Origin of the sequence: Microvirga sp. CF3016 (genome assembly GCF_036314085.1) — a bacterium.
GTDB lineage: Bacteria > Pseudomonadota > Alphaproteobacteria > Rhizobiales > Beijerinckiaceae > Microvirga.
On sequence record NZ_JAYGGM010000006.1, the window covers coordinates 146,363 to 160,731 of the forward strand.

The 14,369-nt window shown below is 64.6% G+C and carries 13 protein-coding genes and 1 tRNA gene; 6 read left to right on the plus strand and 8 right to left on the minus strand.

Annotated elements, in window-relative coordinates:
- Positions 1-212: 212 nt before the first annotated feature.
- The 4 genes from VB672_RS10905 to VB672_RS10920 form a co-directional block, all read right to left on the minus strand.
- Positions 213-1,052, minus strand: a complete 840-nt coding sequence (locus VB672_RS10905; RefSeq protein ID WP_329784213.1) for an ABC transporter permease — start codon at positions 1,050-1,052, stop codon at positions 213-215.
- Between the two features lie 4 nt (positions 1,053-1,056).
- A complete protein-coding gene (locus VB672_RS10910) occupies positions 1,057-1,926 on the minus strand; it encodes an ABC transporter permease (RefSeq protein ID WP_329784214.1) in 870 nt (289 codons plus the stop codon).
- The gene (locus VB672_RS10915) at positions 1,923-3,008 is read right to left on the minus strand and encodes an ABC transporter ATP-binding protein (protein WP_329784215.1); all 1,086 of its coding nucleotides are present in this window, start codon (positions 3,006-3,008) and stop codon (positions 1,923-1,925) included. The genes VB672_RS10910 and VB672_RS10915 overlap by 4 nt, the downstream gene beginning before the upstream one ends.
- 183 nt (positions 3,009-3,191) lie before the next feature.
- Positions 3,192-4,265, minus strand: coding sequence for an extracellular solute-binding protein (locus VB672_RS10920; protein WP_329784216.1), 1,074 nt, complete (start codon positions 4,263-4,265; stop codon positions 3,192-3,194).
- Between the two features lie 166 nt (positions 4,266-4,431).
- Between VB672_RS10920 and pip the strand changes: the two genes are divergently transcribed.
- Positions 4,432-5,376 carry a prolyl aminopeptidase gene (pip, locus tag VB672_RS10925; protein ID WP_329784217.1) on the plus strand — a complete coding sequence of 315 codons (945 nt, stop codon included), beginning with the start codon at positions 4,432-4,434 and terminating at the stop codon, positions 5,374-5,376.
- A gap of 202 nt (positions 5,377-5,578) precedes the next feature.
- Here the strand turns inward: pip and VB672_RS10930 are convergent, their stop codons facing one another.
- On the minus strand, positions 5,579-6,364 hold the full coding sequence (locus VB672_RS10930) for a 3-hydroxybutyrate dehydrogenase (RefSeq protein ID WP_329784218.1): 786 nt from the start codon (positions 6,362-6,364) through the stop codon (positions 5,579-5,581).
- A 226-nt stretch (positions 6,365-6,590) separates the two neighbouring features.
- Here VB672_RS10930 and pxpB point away from each other — a divergent pair, with 226 nt between their 5' ends.
- The gene (gene pxpB, locus VB672_RS10935; protein ID WP_329784219.1) at positions 6,591-7,310 is read left to right on the plus strand and encodes a 5-oxoprolinase subunit PxpB; all 720 of its coding nucleotides are present in this window, start codon (positions 6,591-6,593) and stop codon (positions 7,308-7,310) included.
- Entirely contained in the window at positions 7,307-8,341 is a 1,035-nt protein-coding gene (locus tag VB672_RS10940) for a biotin-dependent carboxyltransferase family protein (protein WP_329784220.1), read from the plus strand. Before pxpB ends, VB672_RS10940 begins: the two co-directional genes overlap by 4 nt.
- A gap of 37 nt (positions 8,342-8,378) precedes the next feature.
- Here the strand turns inward: VB672_RS10940 and VB672_RS10945 are convergent, their stop codons facing one another.
- The 3 genes from VB672_RS10945 to VB672_RS10955 all read right to left on the minus strand — a co-directional run bounded on the left by VB672_RS10945 (position 8,379) and on the right by VB672_RS10955 (position 11,321).
- Positions 8,379-10,586, minus strand: a complete 2,208-nt coding sequence (locus tag VB672_RS10945; RefSeq protein WP_329784221.1) for a malate synthase G — start codon at positions 10,584-10,586, stop codon at positions 8,379-8,381.
- Between the two features lie 194 nt (positions 10,587-10,780).
- Positions 10,781-10,856, minus strand: a tRNA-Ala gene (locus VB672_RS10950).
- A gap of 81 nt (positions 10,857-10,937) precedes the next feature.
- Positions 10,938-11,321 carry a TIGR02300 family protein gene (locus VB672_RS10955; RefSeq protein ID WP_329784222.1) on the minus strand — a complete coding sequence of 128 codons (384 nt, stop codon included), beginning with the start codon at positions 11,319-11,321 and terminating at the stop codon, positions 10,938-10,940.
- A gap of 172 nt (positions 11,322-11,493) precedes the next feature.
- Between VB672_RS10955 and aroA the strand changes: the two genes are divergently transcribed.
- The 3 genes from aroA to VB672_RS10970 all read left to right on the plus strand — a co-directional run bounded on the left by aroA (position 11,494) and on the right by VB672_RS10970 (position 14,368).
- On the plus strand, positions 11,494-12,843 hold the full coding sequence (gene aroA / locus VB672_RS10960; protein WP_329784223.1) for a 3-phosphoshikimate 1-carboxyvinyltransferase: 1,350 nt from the start codon (positions 11,494-11,496) through the stop codon (positions 12,841-12,843).
- 8 nt (positions 12,844-12,851) lie between these two features.
- The gene (cmk, locus tag VB672_RS10965) at positions 12,852-13,478 is read left to right on the plus strand and encodes a (d)CMP kinase (RefSeq protein WP_329784224.1); all 627 of its coding nucleotides are present in this window, start codon (positions 12,852-12,854) and stop codon (positions 13,476-13,478) included.
- An 86-nt stretch (positions 13,479-13,564) separates the two neighbouring features.
- A complete protein-coding gene (locus VB672_RS10970; RefSeq protein ID WP_329784225.1) occupies positions 13,565-14,368 on the plus strand; it encodes a DUF1194 domain-containing protein in 804 nt (267 codons plus the stop codon).
- Position 14,369: the final 1 nt, after the last annotated feature.

Below are 14,369 nucleotides of genomic sequence, written 5' to 3' on the forward strand. Positions count from 1 at the left end.
CTGGTGTCATTCCCCGCGGGAGCGTAGCGAAGGGGGAACGGAATCCATGGCGCCGAGAGTGTAGGTGGATCCCCTTCCCTCGCTTCGCTCGCCGGGGATGACAGCCACTACGTCATGGCCGGCCTTGTGCCGGCCATCCCGATCAGGAAAAGTGCGACGCTTCACAGCATCGAGATCACCGGCACAAGGCCGGTGACGACGAGTGTAGTCCCTCAACGTTCCGCCTTCGCTGTCAGCGCGAAGATACTCGCGATCCCGCCGACGCCCAGCATCAGCAGCAGGCTCACCGCGTTGATCGCCGGCGTCGCGCCCTCGCGCATCTGACCATACATGGTGATCGGCAGCGGCGGCTCGGACCCGACGAGCATCAGGGTCGTGTTGAAGTTCTCGAACGACATGAGCATGGCCACGAGCCCGGCCCCGATGAGCGCGGGACTTAAAAAGGGCAACGTGATCGTGCGCAGCACCCGCGCCCGGCTGGCACCGAGGTCGAAGGCTGCCTCCTCCAGGGACCGGTCGAACTTGCGCAGGCGCGCGGCGATGATCAGCGTCGCGATCGTGAGGATGAACGAGAGCTGTCCCAGGATCACGAGCGGAAGGCCCGGTCGCAGGAAATCGAGATCGGTCTGAAGCCACTCCTCAAGGCCGTTGGCCACACGCGAGAAGAAGGCGAGGATCGAAATGCCGAGCACCACGCCTGGGATTACGAGCGGCCAGAGCATCATCATGGCGAGAACGGTCTTGCCGCGGAACTCGGCCCGCTCCAGCACCCAGGCATTCACCGTGCCGAGGAGCACGGCGAGCAACGCCACAGGGACCGCGACCTTGAAGCTGTTGCCGATGCTGTCGAGCCAGATCGGGTCCAGCAGGACACCGGGCTTGCCGAACACGGCGCCCGAGCCGGTGAACCATTCGAGCGTGAAGCCTCGCCAGGGCGGCGACGGAAAGGGGCTCGAATTAAAGGCGAAGATCGCCACGATCAGGAGCGGCGCGAACAGGAAGATGTAGAACGCCGCGATGTAGAGCTTCCAGACGATAGACGGTCTGTTCATGGCGTCAGGCCTGCTTCAAGGTGGAGCCGAGGCTCTGGCCGGTGAGGCGCAGGCCCAGCCACACGATGGCGGAGGAGAGCAGCAGGAGCAGCATGCCGAAGGCCGCGCCCTGAGGCCAGTTGAAGCGCGTGATAAACTGCGCGTAGATCTGCTCGGTGAACCACAGGCCGTTCTTGCCCCCGAGCAGCACCGGCGTGGCGAAATTGCCGACGGTGAGCATGAACACGATGATGCAGCCTGCCACGATGCCCGGCATCGCATGGGGAATGACGATCCGGCGCAGGACCGTCCAGCGGCTGCCCCCGAGATCGAAGCCCGCCTCGACCACGGAGGGATCCAGGCTTTCCAGCGCGTTGGCGAGCGGCACGATCATGAACAGCAGCCCGCCATAGACAAGGCCGAGGATCACCGCGCCGTCATTGTAGAGCAGCTCCACCGGCTGGTCGGCAAGGCCGACCGTCCGCAGCATGTAGGAGATCACGCCGGTCTCCCGCAGCAGCATCATCCACCCCAGGGTGCGCACCAGTTCCGACACCCAGAACGGCAGGAGGCAGAGCAGCAGCAGCATCGCCTTCAGGCGTCGCTGTGCCACACGGGCGATGTAGAGCGCGATCGGAAAGGCGAGCACCAGGGTCAGCGCAGTCACCGCGATCGACATGAGCGCCGTGCGGGCGAAGGTGCGCCAGTAGAGCGGCTCGGTGAAGAACTCGAGGTAGTTGCCGACGCCGAAGGCATAGACCCGCGGCGCCACCCTCTCGCTGAAGGAGAGGACGAGGATCTCCACATGCGGCAGCACGATGAGGAGCCCGAGCCACAGGATCGCCGGAGCAAGCAGCAGGTAGAGCGCGATGCGCGATGCCTGTTTCGTGGTCATGCGGCGAAGACCTTCATCGCATCCGCTGTCCAGCCCACATGGATCGGCGCGCCAATCTCGATGCCCGCGAGCGGGCCTGCCTGCGGCAGCACGGCGCGCACCGGCTGCTCGAAGCCCAGGGTGTCGATGAGCAGGCTCGAATTGGCGCCATCAAAGAGAACGGCCGAGACGCGGCCCTCGAAGCGGTTCGGAAGGTCGCGCAACGCCGGCTGGTTCGGAGCCAGGGCAATCGATTCCGGCCGCACGAAGGCGACGGCTGCCTTCTGCGGAACACGGCCCGTTCCTTGAGTGACCATGCCCGAGGGCAGTTGCAGGGCGACGGTTCCATCGGACGACGAGACGATCTCGCCCTGCAGGCGGTTCGTCTCGCCGACGAAGCTCGCCACGAAGGGCGTGGCCGGTATGTGATAGAGTTCTCGCGGGCTTCCCACCTGCTCGAAACGTCCCTGGTTCATCACCGCGATGCGGTCGGACATGACGAGCGCTTCGGACTGGTCGTGCGTGATGTAGACGAAGGTGGTGTTGAAGGTGCTCTGCAACTGCTTCAGCTCGATCTTCATGTGCTCGCGCAGCTTGAGATCAAGCGCGCCGAGCGGCTCGTCGAGGAGCACGAGCGTAGGCTCGAGCACGAGACAGCGGGCGATGGCCACACGCTGCCGCTGGCCTCCCGACAATGCCGTCACGCGACGGTTCCCGAAACCTTTGAGGCCGACGCGCTCCAGCATGCGGTTGGCGCGCTCCTGCGCATCCTCACGAGGCATGCCACGGCAGGTGAGACCGTAGGCCACGTTCTCGCCCACGCTCATCATGGGAAAGAGCGCGAGGCTCTGGAACACCATGTTGACGGGGCGCCTGTTGGCCGGAACGCCGATCATCGACTGCCCGCGGATGCGGATGTCGCCGGATGTCGGGTGCTCGAACCCCGCGATCATGCGCATCAGGGTGGTCTTGCCGCAGCCGGACGGGCCGAGGATCGAGAAGAACTCGCCGGGAACGACGCTGAACGTCACGTCATCGACGGCAGCGTGGCTGCCGAAGCGCTTGGTGACGTTGATGATGTCGAGATCGGTGGAAGGGGCCATGACGCTGCCGAAACAAACACAGAAATAGACATCCCCGGGCAAGCGCATTGTGCGGAAAAGTGGATACCGGTTTTCCGCGCGAATGATGCGCTCTTCAAAAAGAGCATCGAATGGATCCCAAAAGTGGAGGCCACTTTTGGGTCCGATGCTTACCGGGGGAGGTTTGTTGATCGAAGTGGAAGCTTACGAGCCGGCCTTCAGGCGGTCGAGGATTTTGCCCTCGATCTCCTCGATGCCGGCCGGCACCGCCGGATACCACTTGATGTTGTCGATGGCGGCCTTGGGGAAGCTTTCGGCGAACTGGTCCTTCAGCTTGCCCTGCATGAGCTTGTCAGCGCCGTTTGAAGCCGTGAAGTTGCCAGCGGTCGCAGCGACCTTCGCGGCGATCTCAGGCTTCATGTTGAAGTTGATCCACTTGTAAGCGGCCTCGTCGTTGCGGCCCTTGGCGGGGATCGCGAAGGTGTCGACCCAGCCCAGAGCGCCGGACTTGGGCGCGATGAACTTGATGTCGGCGTTCTCGGAGTTGAGCTTCCAGCCACCGGTGTCCCAGGCCATGGCGGCCACAACTTCACCGGACCGGATGGCGTTGAGAAGCTGGTCCTTGCCGTCCCAGAAGAACTTCACGCTCTTCTTGCACTCGGCCAGCTTGGCGCCGACCTTCTCCATCATGGCCGTGTAGGCCTTCGGGTCCTTGTAGGATGCGAAGGGATCCATGCCGTTGGCGAAGGCAAAGGCGATGAGCGACGGGCGCTTGGCGCGGAAGCTGGCTTTGCCGGCGATCGCGGCATCGCAGAGATCGTTGTAATCCGCGACCTTCGGGGCGGCCTTGGTGTTCACGATGAGGCCGTCCGTGCCCCAGATGTGGGGAACGCCGTAGACCTTGCCGTCCACGGTGGTGTTCTTCTTGGTCGCTTCCAGCATGGAGGCGATAAAGAGGTCGGACTTGATCTTCGAGAGATCGAGCGGCTTGTAGATGCCGAATTCCGTCTGCGGGCCGGCGATGCGGTCCTGGCTAGGCTGGACGAGGTCGAAGCCGGCGCCCTGTGTGGCGCGCAGCTTGGAGATCATCTCCTCGTTGTTCGACAGTGTAACCTCGACCTCGATGCCGGTCTCCTTCGTGAACTGCTCCATCACGTCTTTCGGAACGTAATCGGCCCAGGTCAGGAGCCGCAGCTTCTCGGCGGCCTCAGCCGAGCCAAAGACCATGAGAGCGGCAAGAGCCGTAGCCAGCTTCAGGCCGGCGCGTTTGGTCAACATCCTCATCCTCCATGTGGTTGGGCTTTTACCCATGTTCCCCAGTTGCAAAACTATATGACAGTTGAACGACGCGCTAGAGGGTTCGAAGCCGGCTTAGGAAGTCATAGGCTGGCTGACACGGCCGCCTCCCCCGGCTATGGATAGCTTCCTCTGCTGGAGCTCGACGATGCGCACCTTCTACCCCGAAATAGAGCCCTACGATCACGGCATGCTCGATGTGGGCGACGGCCATCGGGTCTATTGGGAATTGTGCGGGAATCCGAAAGGCAAACCCGTCGTCTTTCTTCACGGCGGCCCGGGCGGCGGCTGCACGCCGACCCAGCGCCGCCTGTTCGATCCGGACAAGTACCGCATCCTGCTCTTCGATCAGCGCGGCTGCGGACGCTCGACGCCCTATGCGAGCCTTGACGCCAACACCACCTGGCATCTGGTGGCCGATATCGAGCGCCTGCGCGCCATGATCGGTGTGGACAAGTGGATGGTCTTCGGAGGGTCCTGGGGCTCGACCCTGGCTCTCGCCTATGCCGAGACCCATCCGGAGCGCGTGAGCGAGCTGGTGCTGCGCGGGATCTTCACCTTACGTCGCCCGGAGCTGCACTGGTACTACCAGGAGGGAGCCTCCTGGATCTTCCCGGACAAATGGGAGGGATTCCTCGCTCCGATCCCGGAGGAGGAGCGCGGCGACCTGATGGCCGCCTATCGCAAACGCCTGATCGATCCCGATCCCGCCGTCCAGGCGAAGGCTGCGCGGGCCTGGAGCCTGTGGGAGGGCGAGACCATCACGCTCCTGCACAACCAGGAGTACAGCGACCAGTTCGGCGACGAGCATTATGCCATTGCGTTCGCGCGGATCGAGAACCACTACTTCGTCAACGAAGGCTGGTTCGAGGACGGGCAACTCATCCGCAACGCCCGTCGCCTGAAGGGCATTCCCGGCGTGATCATCCAGGGCCGCTACGACATCGCTACGCCGCCCAAGACCGCCTGGGATCTGCACAAGGCCTGGCCCGAAGCACAGTTCATCATGGTACCGGATGCGGGCCACGCGGTGAGCGAGCCGGGCATCACCCATCACCTCATCGAGGCGACGGATTTTTTCGCGCGAGGGTGATGTTTCCTGTCATCCTAGATCCGCGTTAGCGGAGCTGCAGAATACTCTCGAACCCCTCCATGTCATGGCCGGGCTTGTTCCGGCCATCCCGATCGGAAAGGCGCTGCGCTTCTCTGATCGAGATCACCGGCACAAGGCCGGTGATGACGGGAGAGGGTTCATTCCGGGCATAGCAAAGCGGAAGCCAGAATGACGACATGCCCTACTTCGCCGTCCAACCGCCGTCCATCGACAGGTTGGCGCCGGACATCTGGCTCGCCGCGTCGGAACACAGGAACACGGCCAGCGCCGCCACCTGGTCGACGGTCACGAACTGCTTGGTGGGCTGGGCTTCCAGGAGCACGTCGTTGATCACCTGCTCCTTGGTCATGTTGCGCGCTTTCATGGTGTCGGGGATCTGCTTCTCGACGAGGGGCGTCCACACATAGCCGGGGCTGATGCAGTTGACGGTGATGCCGTCGGTCGCCACTTCCAGCGCCACCGTCTTGGTGAGGCCGGCGATGCCGTGCTTGGCCGCCACATAGGCCGACTTGAACGGCGAGGCGACGAGGGAATGGGCCGAGGCCGTGTTGATGATGCGGCCCCATTTGCGGGCCTTCATGCCCGGCACCGCGGCGCGGATCGCGTGGAAGGCGGATGAGAGATTGATGGCGATGATCTGGTCCCACTTCTCGACCGGGAAGTTTTCCACCGGTGAGACGAACTGAATGCCCGCATTGTTGACGAGGATGTCGACGCCGCCGAAGGTCCGCTCAGCGAGGCGGATCATCTCCTCGATCTCGTGCGGCTTCGACATGTCGGCCGGCGAATAGACCGCCTTGACGCCGAACTCGCTCTCGATGCCGGCACGCGTCGTCTCGATCTCGCCCGCATCGCCGAAGCCGTTGATGACCACATTGGCCCCCTCCTTGGCGAGAGCCCGGGCAATGGCGAGGCCGATGCCGCTGGTCGAGCCCGTCACGACCGCTGTCTTGGATGTCAAAATCATGATCTACTCCGCTTGGGCCTGGGCTTCAGGCGTCATCTCACAGTTGGCATAGCACGAAGGGTATCGCGAGGTTGAGCCTAGCAAAAAGAAGCATGGCGGGCTGATCCTCAGGCAGGGCCCTCATCTGCTCCCGATGCATGGCCCATGGGATCACGGCCCCGTTGCCGGATCGCCCGCAATATGAGATGCGGGATACCGGGCCGTCCGGAACGTCAACAGGTGCATCGTGCCGACACCGAAAATACTTCCCTGCGGCGACAGCGCCGTGACTGTCGAGTTCGGCACAACGATCGATCCAGACATCAACGGCCTGGTTCTGGCCCTGGATGACATCATCCGAGCCAGCCCCCCGGCCGGCCTGATCGAAACAGTGCCGACCTATCGCTCCCTCACCGTCCAATTCGATCCGGTTGCAACCGATTACGATGCCCTGGTCAGGCTCCTGAGCGAGGCGACGAAGGATCTTGCGCCCCACAACGCGGTCGGCCGGCGCTGGCGCGTGCCGGTCGTCTATGGCGGCGAGTACGGCATCGATCTCGAGGAAGTGGCGAGCCTGCACGGCCTGACCCCGAACCAGGTGATCGAGATCCATTCGTCGGCAATCTACCGCATCTACATGATCGGCTTCCTGCCGGGCTTCACCTATCTCGGCGGTCTCGACAAGCGAATCGCCACGTCGCGCCGCCTCCATCCGCGCGCCAAGATCCCGGCCGGCACGATCATGATCGGCGGCGAGCAGGCGGGCATCGCCCCCATGGACATGCCGAGCGGCTGGCACAATCTGGGCCTGACGCCCGTTCGGCCCTATGCGCCGGGACGCGATCCGGTCTTCCTGTTCGCGGCCGGCGACGAGATCGTGTTCGAGCCTGTCGATGCCTCGCGCTGGGAGGCTTTGGAGAAGGCCGTTCGGGCGGGCGACCCCGTGGCCGAGGAGGTGCGCCGATGACGAGCCTTGTGGTGACATCCTGCGGTCCGATGACCTCCCTGCAGGACCGCGGGCGCATCGGCTACCAGGGCTTCGGTGTCTCCCCTTCTGGCGCCATGGACCGTCGGGCGCTGGCCATGGCGAATGCGCTCGTCGGCAATCCACCGGAGACTGCGGCCATCGAGTTCATGAATCTCGGCGGCGGCTTCACCTGCGAGGGCGGAGATCTTCATGTGGCGCTTGTCGGCGCAGGCTGCATCTTGAGCATCGACGGAACACCTGTCGCTCCCCAGACCTCGGTGTTCCTCCAAGAAGGGCAGAGCCTGGAGGTGGGGCATCCGCGAAACGGCACCTTCGCTTACCTCGCCGTGGCCGGAGGCTTTGCCGTCGAGCCAGAGCTCGGGAGCCTGTCATTTCATCTGCGCTCCCGGCTCGGCGGCCTGAAGGGAGCCCCGCTCAAGGCGGGAGATCGCCTTCCCTGTCGGGCCGAAGCCCAGGATCGCGAGCCGATGCAGCTGCCGGTCGATCCTCTGGAGGAGAGCGGCCCGATCCGCGTGATGATGGGTCCGCAGGACGATTATTTCACGCTGGAAACTATTTCCTTGCTCCTGGAAAGTGAATTCACCGTCAGCCCGCAGGCTGACCGAATGGGATTCCAGCTCAGCGGACCGCGCCTTGAGCACGCCAAGGGTTTCAACATCGTCTCGGACGGCATCGTGGACGGCCATATTCAGGTGCCGGGCAGCGGCCAGCCCATCGTGCTGATGCGCGACCGCCAGACGGCCGGAGGCTACCCGAAAATCGCCACCGTGATCAGCGCGGACCTTGCGCGTTTCGCGCAGTTGCGCCCGGGCACGAGCGTGCGCTTCAGGGCGGTGGAGCGGGATGAGGCCCTCGCGGCCGCGCGCCGGCTGAAGGACTGGATCGCGGCCCTGCCGGCGAATCTCACGCCCGTTCGCTTTGCGCTCACGACCGAGCATCTTCTGAGCCGCAACCTGATCGGCGGCACGGTCGATGCGCTCGCGCCTGCCACGGCCGATCAGAACGATTGAACGAAAAGGGCGCCGCGACCATGACGCCCTTTTCGCTCTATTTCCTCTTCGTTCTAACGCCGCTTTCCTCAGCGCGGTCCGGCGCTCCTGCGGCCTTGGCCTCGCGGCGCCGGGCGTGCAGGATCCATTCGGTATAGCCGTTGGGCTGTTCTGCACCCTTGAAGATCAGATCGCAGGCGGCGTTCCAAGCGGGCCCCTCGAATTTGGGCGTCATCGGGCGATAGAGCGGATCCCCTCCGTTCTGCCGGTCCACCACCGCCGCCATGCGGCGCAGGGTCTCCATCACCTGGTCCTTCGACACGATGCTGTGGCGCAGCCAGTTGGCAAGGTGCTGGCTCGAAATGCGCAAGGTCGCGCGGTCTTCCATCAGCCCGACATCGTGGATGTCAGGCACCTTGGAGCAGCCGACCCCCTGGTCGACCCAGCGCACCACGTAGCCGAGAATGCCCTGGCAATTGTTGTCGAGTTCCTGCTGCACCGCATCCGGGGCCCAGTTCGATTGCGACACCGGAATGGTCAGGATGTCGGAGAGCTTCGCGCGTGGACGCTCCTTCAACTCCTCCTGGCGCACGGGAACGTCGATCTCATGGTAATGCAGCGCATGGAGCGTCGCGGCGGTGGGCGACGGCACCCAGGCGGTGCTGGCGCCGGCCTGCGGATGGCCGATCTTCTGGGAGAGCATGTCGGCCATCTTGTCGGGCGCCGCCCACATGCCCTTGCCGATCTGCGCCTTGCCGGGCAGGCCGCAGGCGAGGCCCACATCCACGTTGTTGTCCTCGTAGGCCTTGATCCAAGCGGTCGACTTCATGTCGTTCTTGCGGATCATGGGACCGGCTTCCATGGAGGTGTGGATCTCGTCGCCGGTGCGATCCAGGAAGCCCGTGTTGATGAACACGATACGCTCGCTTGCAGCCTTGATGCAGGCCTTGAGGTTGACCGAGGTGCGCCGCTCCTCGTCCATGATGCCCATTTTCAGCGTGTTGCGCGTGAGCCCCAGCATGTCCTCGACGGCAGCAAACAGGTCGTTGGCAAAGGCGACCTCGTCCGGTCCGTGCATCTTGGGCTTCACGATATAGACAGAGCCCGCGCGGCTGTTGCGGATCGGCCCCTGACCCTTGAGGTCGTGGATGGCGATCAGCGAGGTGACGACGGCATCGAGGATGGTCTCGGGAATCTCCTGCCCTTCCTCGTCCAAGACCGCATCGGTGAACATGTGGTGGCCGACATTGCGCACCAGCATGAGGCTGCGCCCGTGCAGGCGCAGCTCGCCGCTGTTCGGCATGGTGTAGACGCGGTCCGGGTTGAGGCGGCGCTCGATCGTCCTGCCACCCTTCTCGAAGCTCTCCGCGAGATCGCCCTTCATGAGCCCGAGCCACGTGCGGTAGACCTGCACCTTGTCCTCCGCATCCACCGCCGCAACCGAGTCCTCCAGGTCCATGATGGTAGAGACGGCCGATTCCAGCACCACGTCGGCGATGCCGGCCGGATCCTCGGCGCCGATCGGATGGGAGCGGTCGATCCGGATGTCCAGGTGCAGGTTGTTGTGGCGCAGGAGTACGGAGGTCGGATTGGCCGCCTCGCCCTGGTAGCCGATGAACTGGGTCGGATCGATCAGGCCGGTCTCGGTGCCGTCCTGGAGCGTCACAACGAGGGCCCCGCCCTGGTCGGCGTAGGCGATGGCATCCCGGTGACTTCCTCCGGCGAGCGGCGCCGCCCGGTCCAGCACCTCGCGGGCACGCTCCACCACTTTGGCGCCGCGGGCCTTGTTGTAGCCGCCCGACCGGGTCACGCCGTCCTCATCGGGAATGGCGTCGGTGCCGTAGAGCGCATCGTAGAGGCTGCCCCAGCGGGCATTAGCGGCATTGAGCGCATAGCGGGCATTGGAGACGGGCACCACGAGCTGTGGGCCGGCGATCCGGGCGATCTCGTCGTCCACATGCTGCGTCTGGACGGCAAAGTCCTCCGGCTCGGGCAGCACGTAGCCGATGTCGCGCAGGAAGCGCTCGTAATCCGCTTGGTCGAAGGCCTTGCCGGCCCGGTTGCGGTGATATTCGTCGATCTGGGCCTGGATCTTGTCCCGGACGGCGAGGAGCTCCCTGTCCCGCGGCGCGAAGTCCCGGACGAGCCCGGCCAGGCCGCTCCAGAAGACGGCGCTCGACAGCCCCGTGCCGGCAAGCGCCTCCCGTTCGATGAAATCGTGAAGAACCGGTGCGACCTGGAGGCCGTTCGTCTGGACGCGCGTCATCGTTCCCGCTTTCGGTGGCTAAAGGACACTGCCTTAGCTTAAGGCGCTGCGACTAAAAATGAAGATCATCATCCGCTCCATGAGAAAAAGGACGAATGATTGGTCCAAATCCTATGCTTTAGAAGTAGATCCCGGCATTCCGGATGAGTTCTCGCAACAAAAAAGCCGCCTGAGCGGCGGCTTTTTTTGGAATTTGGTGGAGCCAGGCGGGATCGAACCGCCGACCTCTTGCATGCCATGCAAGCGCTCTCCCAGCTGAGCTATGGCCCCATTTGAATCCACGGTGGTTGGGCACCGCAGCGGTCTGCTGTTTCGGCAGAGGCGTCTCTATAGTCGCCTCTGCTTCGAGGTTCAAGCCTCTTCGTCGTCTTCCAGATCGCTGTCGATCAGGTCCGACACGTCGTCGTCGCCTTCTTCCTCGTCCTCGAGGAAGGTGTCGTCATCGGCCACATCGTCGCCCACGTCGATATCGTCGTCGACCGGGATGTCCTTCTCGTTCTCACCGGCCTCGACCTCGTCGAGGGAGACCATTTCCGGCCCGGTCGATTCGATTTCGGTCTCGTCGTCGTCGGGGGTGGCGGCGCGGGCCACCACGGGAGCAGCAACCCGGCTCAGAGCCGTCGCCTGGAACACCGTGCCGCATTTCGGGCAGACGGCCGGGTCCCTGTTGAGATCGTAGAATTTTGCGCCGCAGCTCATGCACTGGCGCTTCAAGCCGAGTTCCGGTTTGGCCACGGGTGATTGCCTTTGGAAGTGAATGGTTGGGAACGCTCCGTTAGTCGTGAGGGGATGCCTTGTCAAATAGGAAATTGCAAGAGAGCTCCGGGCCTGCGCCAGCTTGCGCGTGACGGCGGGAAAACCCCGTGTTAGGAGCCCGCCCGGATAAGAAGTCTCAAGGAACCCGAAAATGTCGCACGCGCACGGATCGCCATCCCCGGTCGCCAGCAGGTCTGGAACGCCCCTGAAGGGGCGCATCCGCGTCCCGGGCGACAAATCGATCTCGCACCGTTCCATGATTTTCGGGCTGCTCTCGATCGGCGAGACCCGGGTCGAGGGGCTGCTCGAGGGTGACGACGTGCTGCGCACCGCGGAAGCCTGCCGGGCGCTCGGAGCCACCATTACCCGCGAGGCCCCCGGTCGCTGGCGGATCGTGGGCGTGGGCATCGGCGGCCTAACGGAGCCCAAGGACGTTCTCGATTTCGGCAATGCGGGCACCGGCTCGCGCCTCATGATGGGCGTGGCCGGAAGCCACCCGATCACCTCGACCTTCGATGGCGACGCCTCCCTGCGTAAGCGCCCCATGCGCCGGATCCTCGACCCGCTGACCCGTATGGGCGTGAGTGTGGTGAGCGAGGCGGAGGGCGGACGGGTTCCGCTGACCTTGCGCGGCCCGAAAGAGACTATCCCGATCACCTACGAGACCCCGGCGGCCTCGGCTCAGATCAAGTCGGCGATCCTGCTCGCCGGCCTCAACTCCCCCGGCCGGACCACCGTCATCGAGCGCGAGGCGACCCGCGACCACACGGAGCGGATGCTGCGCCATTTCGGGGCCAGCGTCGAAATCGCCCCTCACGGCGCCGACGGCCGAGCCATCACCCTCCAGGGCCAGCCCGAGCTGCGCGGCACGGATATCGTGGTGCCGACCGACCCCTCCTCTGCGTCCTTCCCTCTGGTGGCGGCCCTGATCACCCCTGGGTCGGACGTGGTGATCGAGGGCGTGATGATGAACCCCCTGCGCACCGGGCTCATCACGACCCTGATCGAGATGGGAGCCTCCATCGAGCGCCTGAACGAGCGGGACGAGGGCGGCGAGACGGTCGCGGACCTGCGAGTCCGCCACAGCCGCCTCACCGGGGTCACGGTTCCCCATGCCCGGGCCCCGGCCATGATCGACGAGTACCCGATCCTGGCGGTCGCGGCCTCCTTCGCCGAAGGCACGACCCGCATGCAGGGGCTCCACGAACTGCGCGTGAAGGAATCCGACCGCCTCGCGGCCGTTGCGGCCGGACTCGCGGAGGCCGGCATCGAGCATGAGATCCAGGGCGACGACCTCCTCGTCCATGGCTCGGCCGGCAAGGTCCGCGGCGGCGGCAATCCGGTGGCGACCCATCTCGACCACCGCATCGCCATGTCGTTCCTGGTCATGGGGCTGGCGACGGCCCAGCCGATGACGGTCGACGACGGCGCCATGATCGCGACGAGCTTCCCTTCCTTCATCCCGCTCATGCGCGAGCTTGGCGCCACGATCCAGGATTGAGGAAGCCTATGATCATCGCCATCGACGGTCCCGCCGCCTCGGGCAAGGGTACCCTGGGCAAGCGCCTGGCCGAATATTACGGCTTCGCCCATCTCGACACCGGCCTGCTCTACCGGGCCGTCGCCCGCGTGCTCATGGATCAGGACATCCCGCTCGCCGACCGGGACGCCGCGACGCAGATAGCCCAGAACTTGGACGTCCGCCACCTGGAGGACGATTCCCGCCTGCGCGGTGCCGCCATGGGCGAGGCCGCGTCCGTGGTCTCCGCCTATCAGCCGGTGCGGGATGCCCTGCTCGCCTTCCAGCGCCAGTTCGCCGCCCAGCAACCGGGCGCCGTGCTGGATGGACGGGACATCGGGACGGTGGTCTGCCCCGATGCCCAGGTGAAGCTCTTCATCACCGCAGCACCCGAGGAGCGGGCGCGGCGCCGTCACCGGGAGCTGTTGAGCCGGGGCGAGCAGGCGGAATACGAGACCATTCTCGTGGACATTCGCCGCCGGGACGAGCGCGACATGAACCGCAGCACCGCCCCGCTGAAAGCCGCCGCGGACGCCATGACCCTCGACACGACGCATCTGGATGCCGAAGGCGCCTTCCAAGCCGCGCTCGATCTTGTGGAACGCAAGCGTTCATAGGCCCCCTGGTCCCGGCCTCTCCTTGCCTTACTTTCAGAAGCTGGCACACTTCGAAGACCAACCCGGCTCCCGACAAGGAGATACCGATGGTTCGTTCCGGCTTCATCCGCCTTGCCGCGGGACTGGCTTGTCTCTGGGCGCTTCTGGCTGCGCCCAACGCGGCTCAGGCCGAGACGGAGGTCGACCTCGCCCTCGTCGTCGCCGTCGACATCTCCTTCTCGATGGACACGGACGAGCAGGCCCTGCAGCGGGAGGGCTTCGCCCAGGCCTTTCGTTCCAAGCTCGTCCACGATGCGATCCGCGGCGGGATGCTCGGCAGGATCGCCGTGACCTACATGGAATGGGCCGGCTCGCCGGACCAGAAGGTGATCGTTCCCTGGACGATCCTGGACAATTCCGAGAGCCTGATGGCCTTCGCGGACAAGATCGCGTCCACGCCCCTGCGCCGGGCGCAGCGGACATCGATTTCCAGCGCCATCGATTTCAGCGTGAAGCTTCTCGATGAAAGCGGGTTGAACGCGACGCGGCGGGTCATCGATATCTCAGGGGACGGGCCCAACAATCAGGGACGGCTCGTGCTCGAAGCCCGTGACGCGGCCTTGGCCAAGGGCATCACCATCAACGGCCTTCCGATCATGCTGCGCCAGCCGGGTTACCTCGACATCCCGGATCTCGACATCTATTACAAGGACTGCGTCATCGGCGGCCAGGGCGCTTTCACGGTTCCCGTCCGTGAACGCGATCAGTTCATCGAGGCGATCAAGACCAAGATCCTGCTGGAAATCGCCAATCTCATGCCTCAGCAGCCCCTGATCAACCGCATTCAGTCCCCTCCGCGCACCAACTGCATGGCCGGCGAGATGCAGTGGCGTGATCGCTGGAGCAATTGAG